Origin of the sequence: Fodinicurvata sp. EGI_FJ10296 (genome assembly GCF_040712075.1) — a bacterium.
GTDB lineage: Bacteria > Pseudomonadota > Alphaproteobacteria > DSM-16000 > Inquilinaceae > JBFCVL01.
In genome coordinates, this window is record NZ_JBFCVL010000005.1 from 270,270 (window position 1) to 288,546 (window position 18,277).

At 63.6% G+C, this 18,277-nt stretch carries 17 protein-coding genes; 15 read left to right on the forward strand and 2 right to left on the reverse strand.

The window, feature by feature from the left end; all coding sequences use genetic code 11:
- Positions 1-189 precede the first annotated feature (189 nt).
- From ABZ728_RS12595 to ABZ728_RS12640, 10 genes are all read left to right on the forward strand, one after another.
- Positions 190-681 (forward strand): (2Fe-2S)-binding protein, encoded by a 492-nt coding sequence (locus tag ABZ728_RS12595; RefSeq protein ID WP_366656506.1) that lies wholly within the window; start codon positions 190-192, stop codon positions 679-681.
- Between the two features lie 17 nt (positions 682-698).
- Positions 699-3,068, forward strand: coding sequence for a xanthine dehydrogenase family protein molybdopterin-binding subunit (locus ABZ728_RS12600; protein ID WP_366656507.1), 2,370 nt, complete (start codon positions 699-701; stop codon positions 3,066-3,068).
- A gap of 18 nt (positions 3,069-3,086) precedes the next feature.
- Positions 3,087-3,884: a xanthine dehydrogenase family protein subunit M gene (locus tag ABZ728_RS12605; RefSeq protein WP_366656508.1), complete on the forward strand. Its 798-nt coding sequence runs from the start codon at positions 3,087-3,089 to the stop codon at positions 3,882-3,884.
- A gap of 373 nt (positions 3,885-4,257) precedes the next feature.
- Positions 4,258-4,458: a hypothetical protein gene (locus ABZ728_RS12610; RefSeq protein ID WP_366656509.1), complete on the forward strand. Its 201-nt coding sequence runs from the start codon at positions 4,258-4,260 to the stop codon at positions 4,456-4,458.
- Positions 4,459-4,609: 151 nt separating this feature from the next.
- Complete coding sequence (locus ABZ728_RS12615; protein ID WP_366656510.1) at positions 4,610-5,581, forward strand: MoxR family ATPase; 972 nt, start codon at positions 4,610-4,612, stop codon at positions 5,579-5,581.
- On the forward strand, positions 5,578-6,846 hold the full coding sequence (locus tag ABZ728_RS12620) for a VWA domain-containing protein (RefSeq protein ID WP_366656511.1): 1,269 nt from the start codon (positions 5,578-5,580) through the stop codon (positions 6,844-6,846). Before ABZ728_RS12615 ends, ABZ728_RS12620 begins: the two co-directional genes overlap by 4 nt.
- Positions 6,847-6,886: 40 nt before the next feature.
- Positions 6,887-7,207 (forward strand): XdhC family protein, encoded by a 321-nt coding sequence (locus tag ABZ728_RS12625; protein ID WP_366656512.1) that lies wholly within the window; start codon positions 6,887-6,889, stop codon positions 7,205-7,207.
- The gene (locus ABZ728_RS12630; protein WP_366656513.1) at positions 7,204-7,947 is read left to right on the forward strand and encodes an XdhC family protein; all 744 of its coding nucleotides are present in this window, start codon (positions 7,204-7,206) and stop codon (positions 7,945-7,947) included. Before ABZ728_RS12625 ends, ABZ728_RS12630 begins: the two co-directional genes overlap by 4 nt.
- Positions 7,944-9,689: a molybdopterin-binding/glycosyltransferase family 2 protein gene (locus tag ABZ728_RS12635; RefSeq protein ID WP_366656514.1), complete on the forward strand. Its 1,746-nt coding sequence runs from the start codon at positions 7,944-7,946 to the stop codon at positions 9,687-9,689. The genes ABZ728_RS12630 and ABZ728_RS12635 overlap by 4 nt, the downstream gene beginning before the upstream one ends.
- Positions 9,686-10,153 carry an iron-sulfur cluster assembly scaffold protein gene (locus tag ABZ728_RS12640; RefSeq protein ID WP_366656515.1) on the forward strand — a complete coding sequence of 156 codons (468 nt, stop codon included), beginning with the start codon at positions 9,686-9,688 and terminating at the stop codon, positions 10,151-10,153. The genes ABZ728_RS12635 and ABZ728_RS12640 overlap by 4 nt, the downstream gene beginning before the upstream one ends.
- A 261-nt stretch (positions 10,154-10,414) precedes the next feature.
- Here ABZ728_RS12640 and ABZ728_RS12645 read toward each other — a convergent pair whose 3' ends face one another.
- Complete coding sequence (locus ABZ728_RS12645) at positions 10,415-11,179, reverse strand: type 1 glutamine amidotransferase (RefSeq protein ID WP_366656516.1); 765 nt, start codon at positions 11,177-11,179, stop codon at positions 10,415-10,417.
- A 60-nt stretch (positions 11,180-11,239) separates the two neighbouring features.
- Between ABZ728_RS12645 and ABZ728_RS12650 the strand changes: the two genes are divergently transcribed.
- Both ABZ728_RS12650 and ABZ728_RS12655 read left to right on the forward strand, forming a co-directional pair.
- Positions 11,240-12,646, forward strand: a complete 1,407-nt coding sequence (locus ABZ728_RS12650; protein ID WP_366656517.1) for an MATE family efflux transporter — start codon at positions 11,240-11,242, stop codon at positions 12,644-12,646.
- Positions 12,643-13,602: a patatin-like phospholipase family protein gene (locus ABZ728_RS12655; protein ID WP_366656518.1), complete on the forward strand. Its 960-nt coding sequence runs from the start codon at positions 12,643-12,645 to the stop codon at positions 13,600-13,602. Before ABZ728_RS12650 ends, ABZ728_RS12655 begins: the two co-directional genes overlap by 4 nt.
- Positions 13,603-13,620: 18 nt before the next feature.
- Here the strand turns inward: ABZ728_RS12655 and dusA are convergent, their stop codons facing one another.
- Complete coding sequence (gene dusA / locus ABZ728_RS12660; RefSeq protein ID WP_366656519.1) at positions 13,621-14,619, reverse strand: tRNA dihydrouridine(20/20a) synthase DusA; 999 nt, start codon at positions 14,617-14,619, stop codon at positions 13,621-13,623.
- 235 nt (positions 14,620-14,854) lie between these two features.
- Between dusA and ABZ728_RS12665 the strand changes: the two genes are divergently transcribed.
- From ABZ728_RS12665 to ABZ728_RS12675, 3 genes are read left to right on the forward strand one after another with little or no spacing between them, the layout of a single operon-like run.
- Positions 14,855-15,709, forward strand: coding sequence for a CPBP family intramembrane glutamic endopeptidase (locus tag ABZ728_RS12665; protein ID WP_366656520.1), 855 nt, complete (start codon positions 14,855-14,857; stop codon positions 15,707-15,709).
- 4 nt (positions 15,710-15,713) lie between these two features.
- Positions 15,714-16,883 carry a serine hydrolase domain-containing protein gene (locus tag ABZ728_RS12670; RefSeq protein ID WP_366656521.1) on the forward strand — a complete coding sequence of 390 codons (1,170 nt, stop codon included), beginning with the start codon at positions 15,714-15,716 and terminating at the stop codon, positions 16,881-16,883.
- The gene (locus tag ABZ728_RS12675) at positions 16,880-18,277 is read left to right on the forward strand and encodes a serine hydrolase domain-containing protein (RefSeq protein ID WP_366656522.1); all 1,398 of its coding nucleotides are present in this window, start codon (positions 16,880-16,882) and stop codon (positions 18,275-18,277) included. Before ABZ728_RS12670 ends, ABZ728_RS12675 begins: the two co-directional genes overlap by 4 nt.

Consider the following 18,277-nt stretch of genomic DNA (forward strand, 5'->3'; position numbering starts at 1 on the left):
GAAGCCACGCGGTATGCTTGCCAGTCGAGGCTTCGTGAGCGACCATATGATCGATTTTGGTCAAGCACGCCATTTGCCCGTCCGCCATCGGCCAGACGCCATCCCGGAACAACTGCCGGAATGCGTTTGTACGGGCAACGGTCCCAGGAAGGTGTGCGCCAGGGATGACACGCAATAGGGAGGACCTTGATGCCCAGCACCGTTTCGATGACGGTGAACGGCAAGTCGGTATCGAAGGAAGTCGATGACCGGACGCTGCTCGTTCAATTTCTTCGCGAAGATCTGCACCTTACCGGCACACATGTCGGCTGCGATACCAGCCAGTGCGGCTCGTGCGTCGTCCACGTCAACGGCAGGTCGGTAAAAGCCTGCACCATGCTGGCGGCCCAGGCCGATGGCGCGTCCGTCACCTCGATCGAGGGCTTGGCCGCCGAGGACGGAACACTGCATCCGATGCAGGAAGCGTTCCGCGAGCATCATGGCCTGCAATGCGGCTTTTGCACGCCCGGCATGATCATGAGCGCCGTGGATCTGCTGCAGAACAATCCCTCCCCGTCCGAACACGAGGTTCGGGACTGGCTGGAAGGCAATATCTGCCGCTGCACGGGCTATCACAACATCGTAAAGGCGGTACTCAGCGCTGCCGATGAAATGCGCGGCGCTGCAAAAGCGGCCGAATAAATGGGGGACGGGAAGCAATGGCACCTGATGGGATCGGCACCGCCCTGCGGCGCAAGGAAGACAAACGCTTTATCACCGGCAACGGGCACTATACCGACGACCTGAATCGGCAGGGACAGGCGCACGCATACTTCCTGCGATCTCCCCTGGCTCACGCAAGAATCCGCTCCATCAAAACGGCGGATGCCGAAAAAGCCGACGGCGTCGTGGCGGTTTTTACCGGCAAGGATGTCCAGGCGGCTGGCCTTGGCGGCCTGATCTGCGGCTGGATGGTCAAGTCCAAAGACGGGTCGGATATGAAGGCCGGCGCCCATCCGGCGCTTGCCGTGGACCGGGTCCGCTATGTCGGCGACCATGTGGCCGTCGTCATCGCCGAAACGCTGGACCAGGCGAAGGACGCCGCAGACCTGATCGACGTCGACTATGAAGAACTGGCGCCGATTGTCGCCACGGCCGACGCGGATGCCCCCGATGCGCCGCGCGTTCATGACGAAGCACCCGACAATGTGTGTTTCGACTGGGAAATCGGCGACAAGGCGGCGACGGACGGTGCCTTCGAAAAGGCCAGCCACGTTACCCGGATGTCGCTGATCAACAACCGGCTGATCCCCAACGCGATCGAACCCCGCGCGGCGGTTGGTGAATTCGACCCCGGCACGGACAGCTATACGCTTTATACGACATCGCAGAATCCGCACGTCGCCCGGCTCGTCCTGTCGGCTTTCGTGGGCATCGCGCCCGAGCACAAGCTAAGGGTCGTGGCGCCGGATGTCGGCGGCGGCTTCGGTTCCAAGATATTCATCTATGCCGAGGAAACGATCTGCGTCTGGGCGGCGGCCAAGGTGAAACGTCCCGTCAAATGGACGGCGGAGCGCGGCGAAAGCTTCCTGTCCGACGCCCATGGCCGCGATCATGTGACCGAGGCGGAAATGGCGCTCGACGCCGACGGCAGGATCCTGGGGCTGCGCGTTCACACCAAGGCCAATCTCGGCGCCTATCTGTCGACCTTCGCTTCAGCGGTACCCACCTATCTCTATGGCACCCTGCTGTCGGGGCAATATGCCATCCCGGCAATCCACTGCGAGGTCAGGGGGCTTTACACCAATACTGCCCCTGTCGACGCCTATCGCGGCGCCGGACGGCCGGAGGCAACATATGTTGTTGAACGCATGTGCGAACGGGCGGCCCGCGACCTGAAGATGGACCCGGCCGAGTTCCGCCGGAAGAACTTCATTCAGCCCGATGCCTATCCGTACCAGACCCCCGTGATCATGACCTATGACTGCGGCGACTATCCTCGCGGACTGCAAAAGGCTCTGGAAAACGCCGATTACGCCAATTTTGCAAAGCGCCGGAGCGAAAGCGAAGCGCGCGGCAAGCTTCGCGGTGTCGGTTTCTCAAGCTATATCGAAGCCTGCGGCATCGCGCCGTCGGCGGCCGTCGGCTCGCTGGGCGCGGGCGTCGGGCTCTGGGAAAGCGCAAAGATCCGTTTCAACCCCACCGGCAACGTGACCGTCTACACCGGCGCGCACAGTCATGGCCAGGGCCACGAGACGAGCTTCGCGCAGTTGATTTCGAGCTATCTCGGGGTCGATCCCGCCAATGTCGAAGTCTCGCATGGCGACACGGCACAGACACCGTTCGGCATGGGCACATACGGCTCGCGCTCCCTGGCGGTCGGCGGCTCCGCGATCTTCAAGGCGGCGGAAAAGGTGATCGAAAAAGGCAAGAAGATCGCCGCTCACCTGATGGAAGCCTCCGAGGGCGATATCGAGTTCAAGGACGGCAAGTTCACGGTCGCCGGTACCGACAACTCGAAGACCATCCAGGAAATCGCTTTCTCGGCTTATGTTCCGCATAACTATCCGGCGGACCTTGAACCGGGGCTGGAAGAAAGCGCCTTCTACGACCCGATCAACTTTACCTTCCCGGCCGGAACGCAGATCTGCGAAGTCGAGATCGATCCCGATACCGGAGTGACCGAGATCGTCAACTTCGTCGCGGTGGACGATTTCGGCGTCATCATCAATCCGATGATCGTCGAAGGTCAGGTGCATGGCGGAATTGCCCAGGGCGTCGGTCAGGCCCTTCTTGAAAACTGCGTCTACGACACCGCCACCGGACAGCTTCTGACCGGATCCTATATGGATTACTGCATGCCGCGCGCCGACAACCTGCCGAGTTTCAACATCGGCATGATCGAAACGCGCAATCCCAGCAATCCGCTGGGCGTCAAGGGCTGCGGCGAAGCCGGCGCGATCGCGGCGCCGGCCGCTGTGATGAACGCCGTGACGGACGCTATCGGCATGGAGATACAGATGCCGGCATCGCCCGAAAGGGTGTGGCGCGCGATTCAGCAGAACCGTCAGGCCGTGGCGGCCGAATAAGGCAAGGGGAATAATTCCATGTATGCGTTCAGCTATCACCGGCCCACGTCGCTCGATGACGCCGCCAAGGCGCTTGCGGGCAAACCCGAGGCCAAGTTTCTCGCCGGCGGCATGACGATCCTGCCGACCATGAAGCAGCGGCTGGCTTCACCGTCCGACCTGATCGATCTTGGCGCCATCAACGAGTTGGTGGGCATCTGCGAAGACAATGGCAGCGTCGTGATCGGCGCCATGACGACCCACGCTGCCGTCGCAGCCGATCAGACCGTTGCCCGCTTGATCCCCGCCATCACCACGGTTGCGTCGGGGATCGGCGATGCCCAGGTCCGCAACCGCGGCACCATCGGCGGTTCACTGGCGAACAACGACCCAACGGCCGACTACCCGGCTGCTTTGCTGGGCCTCAAAGGATCGGTCAAAACGAACAAAAGGACGATCCAGGCGGACGATTTCTTCAACGCCATATTCGAGACGGCGCTGGAGGAAGACGAAATCATCGTCTCGGTGACCTTCCCCAAACCGGATGCGGCGGCCTATGTGAAATTCGCCAACCCGGCCAGCCGCTATGCCATCGTCGGTGTCATGGTCGCCCGCACCGGCGGCGAAACCAGGGTCGCGGTAACCGGCGCCGGTCAGAACGGCGTTTTCAGGGCAACGCCGCTGGAACAGGCGCTGTCCGGCTCGTTCGACCCGGCCGCCGTCGAAGGAGTCCCGATCGCGACCGAAGAACTGAACAGCGACATTCATGCGTCGGCCGAGTATCGCGCCAGTTTGATCAAAACTTTGACCAAACGCGCGGTAAAAGCTTGCCTTTAGGGGAGCAATAATCACCTCTGCCACTAAGGGCAAAACGACGCAGGCGGCATTTGTCGCCAGTGATGAAAGGGGGCTTCGGCCCCCTTTTCCTTTGGTTTAGGGCTTGGCGCGGACTCTTGTGCCGACAAATTCCCAACCGCAGATAAATAGAGCGCTGACATGGATCAATGCCCCGGTGTCAGCTGTTATTATAGTGAACGAGTTGGGAACAAGATCGCGCACGATCGACGGCCGGACGACAAACGGCCGGGATCGACGGTTCGTCTCGGGCGGCCCGTGGCTCAACCGCGAGTCAGGTCCGAATCGGCGACGGCCGGAACGCTCATCCTTGCTCTCCGATGGAACGTTGTTTTCAAACTGGGAGGAATGCAAGATGCCTGTGGATCACGAACCGGTTATCATCGAGGGCCGCAAGCTGGGCGATCTGATTTCGATCGACCGCAAGGTGATCTTCTTCACCACACGCCCGGAATGCCAACGCTTTGACGGACGGATTTTCGCGGACGCCAAGGCCGCGCACGACGCGCTCAAGAATCTGGCGGCCCAGGAGACCGAGATTTCCGCCACCGGGTAACAGCCCGTGCGACTGGCCCGATGTCGTTCGTTCATGATCGTCCCTCTCGGAAGCTGGACAATCCCCCCCGGCAAGCGCGTATCGTGGCCGGAAGGAAGACTACCGAAACCAGCAACGACGGCGGACGGCAGAAATGACGGCGGATGGGCGTATGACCACGGACGGGTTGATCGGCGAAAAAAGCGCGGGAGCCGGCACGGGGCGGCCGGTAATTCCCGACAGCGTAGATGAAACCATCGCGCTTCTGGCAGGGGCCGATTATATGGCCGACCGATCGCTGGCCACGGCCCTCTTCCTGTCACTCAAACTCAATCGCCCGCTCTTTCTCGAAGGCGAAGCCGGTGTCGGCAAGACGGAAATCGCCAAAGTCCTGTCGAAATCGCTGAATCGCCGGCTGGTCCGGTTGCAATGCTACGAGGGTCTGGACGTTTCCGCGGCCGTCTACGAGTGGAACTACCAGCGCCAGATGCTGGAGATCCGCCTCGCCGAAGCCGCCGGCAATGCCGACAAGGAAGCCCTTGCCGACGATCTCTTTTCCGAAAAATTCCTGATCCGCCGCCCCCTGCTCCAGGCTCTGGAATGCGGCGAAGATGAAGACGCCCCCGTTCTTCTGATCGATGAACTGGACCGCACAGACGAACCGTTCGAAGCCTATCTCCTGGAAATCCTGTCGGATTTTCAGGTCTCCATTCCCGAGATCGGGACGATCAGGGCGACCAAGCCGCCGATCGTGATCGTGACCTCCAACCGGACCCGCGAAATCCACGACGCCCTCAAGCGGCGTTGCTTCTATCACTGGGTCGATTATCCCGACGCCGACCGCGAGCGGCGCATCCTGACCGCGAAGGCGACGGGAACGCCGGCCGTGCTTTCGGCCCAGATCGTCGGCTTCGTCCAGAAGCTGCGCCAGGGCGACCTGTTCAAATCGCCCGGTGTTGCCGAAACACTCGATTGGGCACAGGCGCTCAGTCAGCTCGACGTGATCGAACTCGACCCCGAAATCATCAACGACACCCTCGGCACCCTGCTGAAATATCAGGACGATATCGACAGCATTCGCGGCACCGAAGCCGGCAAGATCCTCGCCGAAGTCCGCCACGATCTGAATACCACCCTGACATGACCACTGCCTTCGACAGTCCGGCATCCGACGCAACAGAAGCGGACCCGGATGACAAGCCGGGAACGCTGGCCGCAAACGTGATGCAGTTTTGCCGCGTTCTGCGCCGGGCGGGGATTCCGGTCGGTCCCGGACGAATGCTCGCCGCCGTCGAAGCCGTCGAAACCGTCGGGGTCGACAGCCGTCAGGACTTCTACTGGGCACTGCATGCGACCCTTGTTACCCGAAACGACCAGCACGAGACTTTCGACGAGGCGTTCAAACTGTTCTGGCGCGACCCGGATCTGCTGAAGCGCCTTATGGGTCTGATGCTGCCGGAGATCGACACCGGCCGCAAAGACAGGCGGGAGGCCAGCCGACGCGTCAGCGAGGCGTTCGGCCCACCGCCCGGCGAACGTCAATCAAGGGGCGACCAGGACGAACAGCCTGAGGTCGAGATCGACGCCCGACTGACAGTGTCCGAACGCGAGGTCCTGCAGACGCGGGATTTCGACAAGATGTCGGCAGCGGAACTGGATCGGGCGAAGGACGACATCGCCCGCATGCGGCTGCCGCTGGACGAGCGGCCGACGCGCCGATTCCGCCCCGACCGCAATGGCCGGCGCATCGATCCGCGCGCAACCATGCGCTCAATGATGCGCGGCGGTGGCACGGCGATCGACCTCAGCTATCGGCGCCGGGCGACCAAGCCGCCGCCTCTGGTGATCCTGTGCGACATTTCGGGATCCATGAGCCGCTATGCCCGGGTGATGCTGCATTTCATCCATGCGGTCACACAGGCCCGGCATCGCGTACACAGTTTCGTTTTCGGGACCCGGCTGTCGAACATTACCCGCATGATCCGGGCACGCGATGTTGACGACGCGCTGGCAAGGGTTGGCGAACAGGTGGTCGACTGGTCCGGCGGCACGCGGATCGGCACCAGTCTCGACAGCTTCAACCGCCAATGGGCGCGGCGGGTCCTCGGTCAATCGGCAGTCGTACTGCTGATCACCGACGGGCTGGACCGGGGCGACGATCAATCGCTCGCCCCGGCGATGGATCGGCTGCATCGCAGTTGCGGCCGACTCGTCTGGTTGAACCCGCTATTGCGCTTCGATGGCTATGCTCCAAAATCACAAGGAGCCAGGGCCATGATCGACCATGTCGACGACCTGAGGCCGGTGCATTCGCTGGACAGTCTGCGCGATCTGATCGACGCGCTGGCCGCCGACGACACCGCCAGGCCGGCAGCCATGCGGCGCTGGCGGTCCATGGCGCGCTCGTGAATTGACCGCGAGTATGCCGGGAATACGGGAGGGAAATGCGATGGCGGACGAAGACGACATATTGAGCATCGGCGCTGCCTGGCGCGCGGAAGGTCGGGATATTGCGCTGGCGACCGTCATCGACACCTGGGGGTCATCACCGCGACCGGCGGGTAGCCGGCTGGTCGTCGATCGCAACGGCGCGATGCAGGGTTCGGTGTCCGGTGGCTGCATCGAAGGCGCCGTGGTACAGGAGGCGCTGGAAGTGATCGAAGACGGCAAGCCGCGCCAACTCGAATTCGGTGTCAGCAACGAGCAGGCGTGGGATGTCGGCCTCGCCTGCGGCGGCACGGTGCGCGTCTTCGTCGAGAGGGTCGAATGAAAAAAGCCACTCTGGACGCCCTTTTGCGCATGAAAGCCGACGACAGAGCGGCGGTACTGATCACCCGTTTAAGCGACGGCGCGCAGGCCCTGATATCGGATCGTCCTGACCAGGAAGCGGCCAGCGGCGAGCTTACCCTCACCGAAGCATTGGCGGACAGGGCGGCCGCGGCCATGCGGGCCGATCGCTGTTCGACGGCCGAGATCGACGGCGAGCGCTATTTCCTCCACGTTCACAGCCCTGCCCTGACGCTTGCGCTCGTCGGCGCCGTTCATATCGCACAGGCCCTGGTGCCGATCGCGCGAATAGCCGGTTATGGCGTGACGGTGATCGACCCCCGCCGATCCTTCGCCAGTGCTGAGCGGTTTCCCGACGTCGCCCTCAGCAACGATTGGCCGGACGAAGCTCTTGACGGCATGCGGCTGACGCGGCGGACCGCGATCGTGACGCTGACCCACGACCCGAAGCTGGACGACCCGGCCCTGGACCGGGCGCTGCGTTCCGAGGCCTTCTACATCGCGGCTTTGGGCAGCCGGCGGACCCATGCCCTGCGGCGCGAACGGCTGCAGGCGCTGGGCCATGATGATAGCGCTATCGACCGCATACACGGTCCTGCCGGCCTTCCCATCGGCGCCGTCTCGCCTGCGGAAATCGCCATTTCCGTCATGGCGGAAATGACCGATGTCCTGCGCGGGGGCACAGCAAGGCCGTCGGCGACTGCGGCCGGGGCCGCAGGATGATTTTCGGCGACCTTCCATTGGACGAAGCCCAGGGTGCTTATCTGGTGCATTCGGTCCGGCAGCCACCCGTGGTCCTGGCGAAGGGGCATCGTCTGACCGAAATGAACGTCGAGTCGTTGCGTGGGCTTGGCATAAACGCGGTAACAGCGGTCCGGCTGGGGGCTGGCGACGTGCACGAGGACGAGGCGGCCCGCCGCGTTGCCCGCGCGATCGCCGATGATGCCCTGACGCTGGGCGAGGCCGCGACCGGTCGCGTCAACATCTTTGCGCGGGTCGCCGGATTGTTTGCTGTCGACCGCGAACGGATCGACCGCATGAACCGGCTCGACGAAAGCATCACTATCGCCACATTGCCGGCCTTCGAGGCGGTGGCCGCGGGCCAGATGGTTGCGACCGTCAAGATCATCCCGTTTGCCGCGCCGGCCGGGGCTGTCGGACTTGGCGAAGCCGTAGCCGCGCGAGGCGATCAGGGTTCGGCCATCCGGGTCGCGCCCTACCACGAGAAGAGGGCCGCTCTCCTTCAGACCCGCCTGCCCGGCACGGCGGACAAGATGCTCGACAAGACGGTGTCGATCACGCGACAGCGGCTGTCGGACGCCGGATCCGTTCTGGTCGGCGAAAGGCGCTGCGCTCATACGGCCAAGACACTGGCCGGCGAGATCCGCACCCAGCTGGACAACGGCCTCGACCTGATCCTGATCGCCGGTGCATCGGCGATCACCGACCGCCGCGACGTTCTGCCGACGGCCGTGGAAATCGCCGGCGGTGTAGTCGATCATTTCGGCATGCCCGTAGACCCCGGCAATCTTCTCCTTATCGGCCATATTGGCCGAACGACCGTTGTCGGGCTTCCCGGCTGCGCACGCTCGCCCAAACTCAACGGGTTCGACTGGATTCTCAAGCGGCTTTGCGCCGATATCGCGATCGATCGCGACGCCATAATGGGTATGGGCGTCGGCGGGCTGCTGACGGAAATACCGACCAGGCCGCAACCGCGCGCAGCAACCAAACCCATCGACCGGGGTACGGTCGGCCCTGTTGCACACACGGAAAACGCCGCGCCGACGGGCCCGGACTACGCACCACCGGTGATCGATGCCGTAATCCTGGCCGCCGGACAGTCGCGCCGCATGGGCGCGGCGAACAAGCTGCTTTGCGACATCGACGGTGTGCCGATGATCCGGCGGGTCGTCGACACGCTTACATCCAGCGGACGTATCGGCGCCATCCATATCGTAACCGGTCATCGAAATGCCGATCTCGCCGCCGCTCTGGCGGGCACGCCCGTGTCGTTCATCGCAAATCCCGATTTTGCGGACGGGTTGTCGACCTCGGTCAAGGCAGCGGCCCGCACTCTGGCGGCTGGTTCGCCATCCGGCGATCGTCCCGATGGTGTCTTCTTCGTCCTCGGCGACATGCCGGATATCGATGTGGCGACGATCGGCGCGCTGGCCGATGCCTTCGATCCGGCGCGCGGGCCGTCGATCATCGTACCGACCTTTCAGGGAAAGCGTGGGCATCCGGTGTTGTGGGATAGCCGGTTCCTGCCGGATTTCGCCGCCCTGACCGGCGATATCGGCGCCAAATCGGTAATCGCCAGCAATGAAGACGCGGTCGTCGAAATCGCCGTCGGGTCCGACGGAATTCTGACCGATATCGACACGCCGGAAGCCCTGTCGGCCCGCAACGCGGCCATAGGGCCGCCGCGTGCGCAGGATGACGCCAGCCAGGAAAATAAATGATGGCGGACGAAATCTATCAGGAAACGCTGATCGCCCGGGCGAAATCAGGGCGCGAGCGGAACAGGCTCCCGGAACCGGATGCGACCGTCACGCTGGACAACCCGCTTTGCGGCGATCGTGTCACCATCGACGTCTCGGTCGACGAAGGTGTCGTCACGGCCGTCGGCCACGAAGTCCGGGGCTGCATGCTTTGCGAGGCGACAGCCGCCATGATCGCCGCCTATGCCGTGGGCGGCAATGTCGATTCGATTCACGCTCACGCAGACGCGGTGCGGAAAATGATCAAGGAGGGCACCCCGGCGCCCGGCTCGTGGCCGGATACCGCAGCGCTTGGACCGGTACATGGCACGAAGAGCCGCCACAACTGTGTTCTGCTGCCCTTCGACGCGCTGACCGATGCCATTGCTCAGGCCACCCGAACACCGGCAAGCCCGCCTTCGACCGAGAACGCGTCACCATTCTAGCCCGCATTTCTCACCGGCGAGGGGCCGCGGCATTGCTAACGCCGTGGCGAATGATCGGGCGTTTCCAGTGCCATCCTGACAATACCACAGAGAGCCAGGAACACGACGATGCCGAGCGCAAAGATGATCGTTCCGGTCATTGGTCGATAAAGGCCATCTCAGCCTCCTCCGTCCATGTCACGTTATCCGAATGAATAACGGGTTACCCCTATCGGACAATCCAATAGTATTCCTAACGAAATACCAATGCGGGGTTTCGTCTCAAATTCCAGCGATCTGACCTTCGATCTCCCTGTCGGCCGCATCCGATCCGGGGCCAGCCAAAACCATGGCGCTCCAGCGTCTGGCGATCATTCGGCCAACATCCATCGAGGCCGCCAAACGCCCGTCCAGATCGTTGCGGAGTCGCCGCGCATGGGCCCTGTTGTCGTCACCGCCAATGCCGTCCAGATGTTCGATCCAGCCGCCAACGATCGTCGGCGTGACTTCCGGGTGGAACTGCAGTCCCCAGACGGCGGACCCGATCCGGAATGCCTGATGAGGACAGTCAGGCGACGAGACCAGTTCCACCGAACCCGGAGGGACATCGAATCGATCGAAATGCATTTCCATTGCGGCCAATGGCTCGATCCCCGAAAGCAGTGGGTCATCCTCACAATCCGGCGTCGGTTCAAGGCGAGTGACGCCGACCTCCGTGCAGGCATCGCGATGAACAACACCGCCGAATGCTCGCGCCAATATCTGTCCACCGAGACAAATACCCAGAATCGGCACGTTTTTCCAGTGCCCACATCTGAGAAGTGCGATAATTCCTGAAATTCCCGGATAGGCGGTGTCGTCGAGGGCGGACATCGCGCCGCCGAGGACGACGATCCCGGCAAAACCCGAGACGTTTTCGGGTACCGAGTCGGCATCCTCCATCGGATAGCGGATATCAAGGCCGATACCCTGCTCTCGAAACACCGGCTCCAGAACCCCGAGAGGAGAAAGCGGATCGTTCTGCAGCACAAGAATGGTATGGGTCATGGGCGACACGAATAGCGCCGATGCCGACGCGCCCGCAAGTCCCACATCAATGACGGCACAATGACACCTCAATCACTGCCGCGCCCCCCGACCGGAACCGACGGATACTGGCATCGGCGGGTCTGGGCGCTGGCATTCCCGATCATCATCTCCAATGTCTCGACCCCCCTGCTGGGCATGGTCGATACGGCCGTTGTCGGCCATTTGCCCAGCGCCCACTATCTCGGCGCCGTCGCGATCGGTGCAGTGATCTTCTCATCGATCTTCTGGCTGTTCGGCTTCCTGCGCATGGGCACCAGCGGCCTGTCCGCGCAGGCCTATGGGGCGGGAGATACAACGGAATCGGCCGCCATCCTCGGACGGGCATTGATGACCGCCGTGGTGTTGGGAACCCTGCTCGTCATTCTCAATGCGCCGATCGCAGCAGCCGCGTTCTCATTCTTCGAGACGACGCCCGCTGTGGAATCAGCGGCGATCGTCTACTACGACATCCGGCTCTGGGCCGCGCCCGCAACGCTGGTCAATTACGCCCTGCTCGGCTGGTTTCTCGGCATGCAAAGGGCCGGACTCGGCCTCGTATTGCAACTTATCCTTAATGTGACGAATATTATACTGGACCTGTTTTTCGTCATCGGACTCGGCTGGACCGTGGACGGCGTGGCACTGGCCTCCGTCCTGGCCGAGGGCGTCGCTGCGGTGGTCGGGCTTGCCATCGCCTTTGCAATGATCCGTCGAGGTCGAACGCAATGGACATCGATATGGCAGCGGACGAGGGATTCAGCGGCATTCATCCGGCTCGCCGTGGTCAATCGGGACATATTCCTGCGCACCCTGTGCCTGATCGCCGCGACATTGTGGTTTACGCGGCAAAGCGCCCGATTCGGCGAGACGACGCTCGCGGCGACCGCAATCCTTCAGCAACTGCATCTCTTCATGGCTCACGCGCTCGACGGATTCGCCCACGCTGCACAGGCATTGATCGGCCGCACCGTCGGGGCCCGGCGCCGCCGCGACTTTATTGCAGCCATGCGGGCCTCGACGATCTGGGCGGGGGTCGCGGCCGCAATTTTCGTCGTGGTTTACGCGGTTGCCGGAAAATCCATCGTCGCCCTTTTGACGAGCCTGCCAGAGGTCCGCGAGACAGCGGCGATCTATTTGCCTTGGGCGATCATGATGCCGCTTGCGGCGGTGTGGTCGTTCCAGCTCGACGGGATTTTCATCGGGGCAACCTGGACCCGTGCGATGCGCAATTCGATGGCCGTGTCTCTGGTCGTATTTCTGCTCGCCACCTGGGCCGCGATCCCGGTGCTCGGTGTCCACGGACTCTGGCTGGCGATGGTTCTCTTCGTGCTCGCGCGGGCAGCCACTCTGGGATCCTTCCTGCCGGCATTGATCCGCTCGATTCCCGACGGCCCCGCCTTACAGCACCCCGATCCATATCCAAACCCGAATAGGAGCCAGGCATGACAGCACCAGTTATCGGATTGGCACTTGGCGGCGGCGTCGCGCGGGGTTGGGCGCATATCGGTGTTCTAAGGGCGCTGGAAGAAGCGGGAATTCGCCCGGACATCGTCGCAGGGACCTCGATCGGCGCCGTGGTTGGTGGCTGTTACACCGCCGGCAAGCTCGATCCGCTGGAAGAGTGGGCACGCCGACTCAATCGCTTGCGCATGATCGGCTATATGGACTTCAAGGTTCGTCAGCCTGGCCTGATCGGCGGCAAGCGGCTTGCACGCGAACTGCGGGCCAATCTCGGCGACCTCACGATCGGCTCTCTGGACCGGCCGTTCATTTCCGTGGCAACCGATATCAACACCGGCCACGAAGTATGGCTGCGCGAGGGGCGGCTGGTCGAGGCGGTAAGAGCATCCTATGCCCTGCCCGGCATTTTTCCGCCGCTGATGGTCAATGGCCGATCGCTGGTCGACGGCGCGTTGGTGAACCCGGTCCCGGTTTCCGTATGTCTTGCCATGGGAGCGACCATGGTCATCGCGGTCAACCTGAACGCCGACCTCGTCGGCCGCGCCCGCGTCCCCGGCACATCGTTTCAGCGGGCGACCGGCTTCGATGTGATGGACTATCTCAAGAACCGCAACGGCAATGGCGCGGCAAACGGCGACGCGCATTCCAACGGCAACGGCAACAGCCGCTTCGGGTTTCAGACAGTGCTGAGCAAGATTTTCGGCCGCACTACCGACATGCCCAGCGTGTTCGGTGTCATGACCTCGTCTCTGGGGATCATCCTCGACCGGCTTACACGGTCACGTCTTGCCGGCGATCCGCCGGACATCCATATTGCCCCACGGCTGGGCCATATCGGGCTGATGGAATTCGACCGGGCCGAAGAGATGATCGACCTCGGCTATCAGGCGACGAAGCAGTCGATCCCGGACATCTTCGATGCCCGCCAGCTTCTCGAATAGACCAACTTCCGAACCGAATTAAGCCGCCCTGTCCATCACGATGCCTTCCTGCGCCTGGGCAAACAGATCCGCCGGATCACCGGTATGGACGCGCGCACCTTCCGACAGCACACGGCGCCAATGCCGGGCACCGGGCTGGCCCTGGAACAGCCCCAGCATGTGCCGCGTGACGGCGTGCAACGGCACGCCGGCCGCCACCTGCGCCCGGCAGTAGTCGACCATGGAGTCGACGATCTCCGTCCGTGGCGCGACCGGTTTGGCCAGACCGAAGATCTCTTTATCCACGGCGGCCAGAAGATACGGCGACTGATAGGCCGCCCGGCCCAGCATGACGCCGTCGACCCGCTCAAGCGCCGCCTGACTGTCGGCGATCGTGGTCAGCCCGCCATTCAGAACCACCGTCAGCTCCGGATAGTCGGACTTGAGCTGGAAGACCCGTTCGTAATCGAGCGGCGGGACCTCGCGGTTCTCCTTGGGGCTGAGACCATTCAGCCACGCTTTCCGGGCATGGACGATAAAGGTATCGCAGCCGGCGCCGGCAACGATATCGACGAACCGCCTGAGATCGGCATAGCTGTCCTGGTCGTCGATGCCAATGCGCGTCTTGACCGTAACCGGGATGTCGACCGCCGCGCGCATGGCCGCAACACATGCCGCAACGGTCTCCGGTTCGGCCATCAGGCAGGCACCGAACCGGCCGTTCTGCACGCGGTCACTGGGGCATCCGACATTGATGTTGATCTCGTCATAGCCATAGGCGCCACCAATCTCGGCCGCCGCCGCCATTTCAACGGCGTCCGATCCACCAAGCTGCAATGCGATTGGATTTTGTGCCGCATCGAACCCGAGCAGACGATCCCGATCCCCGTGAATGACCGCGGCGCTGGTCACCATCTCGGTGTAAAGCAGCGCGCAGCCGGTCAGCGACCGATGGAACCGACGGCAATGCCGTGTCGTCCAGTCCATCATGGGTGCAATGGAAAACCTCGCGGCCCTGGTGGCAGCGTTCGCCTGCATTTACCGTACCCTTCCAACCAGCCATTGATCGTCTTTGATCGCCAGCGACAATATAGGCACTTCACCGCCGCCGTGCCACCCACCCTCGCACACGCAACAGGCCTCGATGGTGCTCACGTATCGTCGTGGACGGCCTGGCCGTGGACATCCGGCTGGGGTTGATCCATGTCAGGGCCGACTCTGTTCACGCGATATATCATTACCGAACGACTTGCCGTCATTTCGGAGAATGCCGATGAAAGCCGGTCCGGTTCTGATATCTCGTCACGACTTGCCATCCTCGTCGCTTCTGCCGTTCATCGGCCTTACCTTCCTCATCACATGGGGGCTGGTTGGTATCTATATTCTCTGGCCCGAAGCAGCCACGGCCCGGTTCGGCGCAATCAGCGGGTCGCATCCCTTTTTCTTCCTCGCAACCTGGTCGCCCGCAATTGCTGCCTTTGTGGTGGTATTCTTCCATTCCGGCACGGCAGGCGTCCGGGCCTTCCTGTCCCGACTTTTCCTGTGGAAATGCTCGGCAGGCTGGGTCGCCTTCATCCTGATCTGCATTCCACTCGTTTTCGTCGCAGGCTCGCTGATAAAGGGCGGTCCGGTTCTGGCGCCGCTGCCGCCCGAAGGCGTGACCCCGGTTGTGGCGGTGCTGTTCATGATGCTGTTTCTGGGCCCGATCGAGGAGTTCGGCTGGCGCGGCGTCGCCCAACCCCTGCTTCAGCGGCACATGGCGCCGATCTGGGCGGGGCTGCTGATCGGTGCGACCTGGGGCCTCTGGCACCTGCCGGCATTCGCCCTTGCGGGAACGGTCTTTGCCGACTGGAACTTCCTGCCGTTTTTCGTCGGCAACGTCGTGCTGGCGGTGCTGGTCACGCCGATCTTCAACCGGGCGCGGGGCAGCCTGCTCTGGCCGATGCTTTTCCATTGGCAACTCATCAACCCGTTCTGGCCCGACGCCCAGCCGTGGGACACGATCATCCTCGTCGGCGTGGCCGCCATCGTTGTGTGGTGGAACCGTGACACGATGTTCACGCGCAAAGGGGCGGTGACCGAGGCTGTGCCCGCAGAGCGCGCGCTCGCACCCAAAGCTGCGGAGTAGACGGATGCGCGGATGTCTCATCGCGGCCGGTATCGTGGCATCCCTCAGTGCGTTCGCGCCCGCAATGGCGCAGAACGTCGCCGATGTCTCCCTGCGGTTGGAAGCGGCGCTTGAAGACTACCGCGCCCGGCACGGCTTTCCCGGCGCGACCGCGGCTGTCGCACTGCCCGACGGCAGGATCGCAGCAGCTGCAACCGGCCTTGCCGACGTCGAATCAGGGCGGCCGATGATGCCCGACACCCCCATGCTGGCTGCGAGCATCGGCAAGAGTTTCGTCGCGGCAACGGTGCTGGCGCTGGAGAGCGAGGGCCGCCTGTCCCGAGCGGACCTGCTGGCCGATCATCTGGGCGACCGGCCGTGGTTCGGCGATCTGCCCAACGCGGAAACCATGACCATCGGCCACTTGCTGCACCACAGTGCGGGCCTGCCGGACCACGTCTATCTGCCCGCGTTCCAGGCCGCCTGGGCGCAGACGGCGGCCGGTGATGGCGCGATCAGCCCCGATGATCTCGTCGGTTTCGTAACGGGGATGGCGCCGCTGTTCGAGGCCGGCACCGCCTGGGCCTATACAGACACGGGGTACGTCCTTCTGGGACTGGTGATCGAGGAGGTGACGGGTCAGCCCTGGCATGAGGTCGTGAACGCGCGTTTCCTCAGCCCTCTCGCGTTGGCCGGCACCTTCCCTTCGGACCGCCGCGACCTGGCGGGTCTCGCGGTGGGCTACATTGCGCCCGACAATCCCTTCGGCCTGCCGGAGCGGACGGCAGACGCCGAAGGCCGGCTGCTCTGGAATCCGGCCGTGGAGGGGGCCGGCGGCGGACTGGCCTCGACCTCGCGCGACCTTGCACGCTGGGGGCACGCCCTGTTCGGCGGCACGGCGATGGCGGCGCCCTACCTCGACCGGTTGCTCGACGGGGTGCCGGTGGCCCCCGACACCCCCGGCGTCCTCTATGGCGCGGGCGTCGCCATCTACGCCGAAACGCCGCGTGGGCCCGTTTACGGCCATGGCGGCTGGATCCCCGCCTATGTGTCGAGCCTGCGCCACTATGCCGACCATGGCGTGACTGTCGCATTCCAGATCAATACCGACGTGGGCTTCCTTGACGATTCCAGCGATCTGGTTCCCGCTCTGGAGGCGGTGCTCGCGGATCTGGCGCTTGAAGCTGCACAATGATCGCATCGACCGTCGGGCGGCTGATGTTGGCGGCGCTGCTCACGCTCGCGCCCGGACTGTCCCCCTTGCGGGCAGATACCCTGCCGCTGGAAGACCGTCTGGCAGAGACAATCCCGGCGCGCATGGCGCTGGACGACGTACCAGGCGTGGTGGTCGTGCTGATCGAGCGCGGCGCGGCGGTCTGGACGGCGGCCTTCGGCTTCTCCGATCCGGAAACCGACCGGCCCATGACCGAAGACGCGCTGTTCCGGGTCGAGTCGATATCGAAACCCGTGACCGCCTGGGGCGCCATGCGGCTGGCCGAGACCGGACGGTTCGACCTCGACGCCCCCGTCTCGGACTGCCTGACCCGCTGGCAACCGCCCGCAGGAACGCCGCTCATTACCGGGCGGCAACTTCTCAGCCACAGCGCAGGTGTTGGTCTTGGCGACTATGCCGCACGCTATGCGCCCGATGCGCCACGACCGCGGTTACCGACGCATCTGGCGGAAGATTTCGCCATGATCGGCGCGCCGGGGGCGCAATTCGCCTATTCCGATACCGGCTATAACCTGCTGGAACTGGCGATCGAGGACTGCACCGAAGAAGATTTTTCCGCCTTGATGGGGCGTGAGATCCTCGTCCCGCTCGGGATGGCGCGTGCGAGTTTCGACTGGTCCGGTGCCGAAATGCCGGTCGGACACGACCTGCACGGCCAGCCAGTGGCGCCATACCTCTATCCGGGACGCGGATCGGGCGGGCTGTTTGCCACCGCCGCCGACATTGCACGCTTCGCCGTCGCAGCTATGGCGGGCGCCGATCAGGACGTGCTGTCGCCGGAAGGCATCGCCGCGCTGCATCGCCCCGGCGTGCCGGTCGGCGGGTTGTTCAGCGTCGCCGCCGAGGGCTACGGGCTTGGGCATTTCACCGAAGTCCTCTCGGATGGGCGAGCGGCGGTCTGGCATGGCGGACAGGGCTATGGCTGGATGAGCCACCTTCACATGGTCCCGGAAACCGGCGATGGCATCGTGATTCTGTCGAACAGCCAGCGGGCCTGGCCGCTTTTCGCCGCGATTCTCCGGGACTGGTCGGAAAGCCTCGGCGTCGAACAGGTGGGCATGGCGCGTGTGCTTTGGGCGGAAACGGCGGCACGGGCAACCATCGCGTTGCTGATTGCAGGTGCGGTGCTTGCGCTTTGGCTGGCGTTCCGGGGCCGGCCGCGCCGCCACGTCACCAGGATCGGCGTCGGCGGGATCGCGGCCGCTCTCATGCTCTGGCCACTCTGGGCAGCCGCACAGGACTACCTGTTCCTGTTCTCGATCCTGCCCGGCCTCTGGCCCTGGCTCGGGGTGGCGTCGGCGCTGTGTGGCATCGGACTCACCGCCATCGCGATCGGACCGGAGCGGCGCACATGA

What these genes read in the sequence shown, in the direction of transcription:
- ABZ728_RS12595 (WP_366656506.1), top strand. Translation starts at nt 190, where the DNA reads ATGCCCAGCACCGTTTCGATGACGGTGAACGGCAAGTCGGTATCGAAG.
- ABZ728_RS12600 (WP_366656507.1), top strand. Translation starts at nt 699, where the DNA reads ATGGCACCTGATGGGATCGGCACCGCCCTGCGGCGCAAGGAAGACAAA.
- ABZ728_RS12605 (WP_366656508.1), top strand. Translation starts at nt 3,087, where the DNA reads ATGTATGCGTTCAGCTATCACCGGCCCACGTCGCTCGATGACGCCGCC.
- ABZ728_RS12610 (WP_366656509.1), top strand. Translation starts at nt 4,258, where the DNA reads ATGCCTGTGGATCACGAACCGGTTATCATCGAGGGCCGCAAGCTGGGC.
- ABZ728_RS12615 (WP_366656510.1), top strand. Translation starts at nt 4,610, where the DNA reads ATGACCACGGACGGGTTGATCGGCGAAAAAAGCGCGGGAGCCGGCACG.
- ABZ728_RS12620 (WP_366656511.1), top strand. Translation starts at nt 5,578, where the DNA reads ATGACCACTGCCTTCGACAGTCCGGCATCCGACGCAACAGAAGCGGAC.
- ABZ728_RS12625 (WP_366656512.1), top strand. Translation starts at nt 6,887, where the DNA reads ATGGCGGACGAAGACGACATATTGAGCATCGGCGCTGCCTGGCGCGCG.
- ABZ728_RS12630 (WP_366656513.1), top strand. Translation starts at nt 7,204, where the DNA reads ATGAAAAAAGCCACTCTGGACGCCCTTTTGCGCATGAAAGCCGACGAC.
- ABZ728_RS12635 (WP_366656514.1), top strand. Translation starts at nt 7,944, where the DNA reads ATGATTTTCGGCGACCTTCCATTGGACGAAGCCCAGGGTGCTTATCTG.
- ABZ728_RS12640 (WP_366656515.1), top strand. Translation starts at nt 9,686, where the DNA reads ATGATGGCGGACGAAATCTATCAGGAAACGCTGATCGCCCGGGCGAAA.
- ABZ728_RS12645 (WP_366656516.1), bottom strand. Translation starts at nt 11,179, where the DNA reads ATGACCCATACCATTCTTGTGCTGCAGAACGATCCGCTTTCTCCTCTC.
- ABZ728_RS12650 (WP_366656517.1), top strand. Translation starts at nt 11,240, where the DNA reads ATGACACCTCAATCACTGCCGCGCCCCCCGACCGGAACCGACGGATAC.
- ABZ728_RS12655 (WP_366656518.1), top strand. Translation starts at nt 12,643, where the DNA reads ATGACAGCACCAGTTATCGGATTGGCACTTGGCGGCGGCGTCGCGCGG.
- dusA (WP_366656519.1), bottom strand. Translation starts at nt 14,619, where the DNA reads ATGCAGGCGAACGCTGCCACCAGGGCCGCGAGGTTTTCCATTGCACCC.
- ABZ728_RS12665 (WP_366656520.1), top strand. Translation starts at nt 14,855, where the DNA reads ATGAAAGCCGGTCCGGTTCTGATATCTCGTCACGACTTGCCATCCTCG.
- ABZ728_RS12670 (WP_366656521.1), top strand. Translation starts at nt 15,714, where the DNA reads ATGCGCGGATGTCTCATCGCGGCCGGTATCGTGGCATCCCTCAGTGCG.
- ABZ728_RS12675 (WP_366656522.1), top strand. Translation starts at nt 16,880, where the DNA reads ATGATCGCATCGACCGTCGGGCGGCTGATGTTGGCGGCGCTGCTCACG.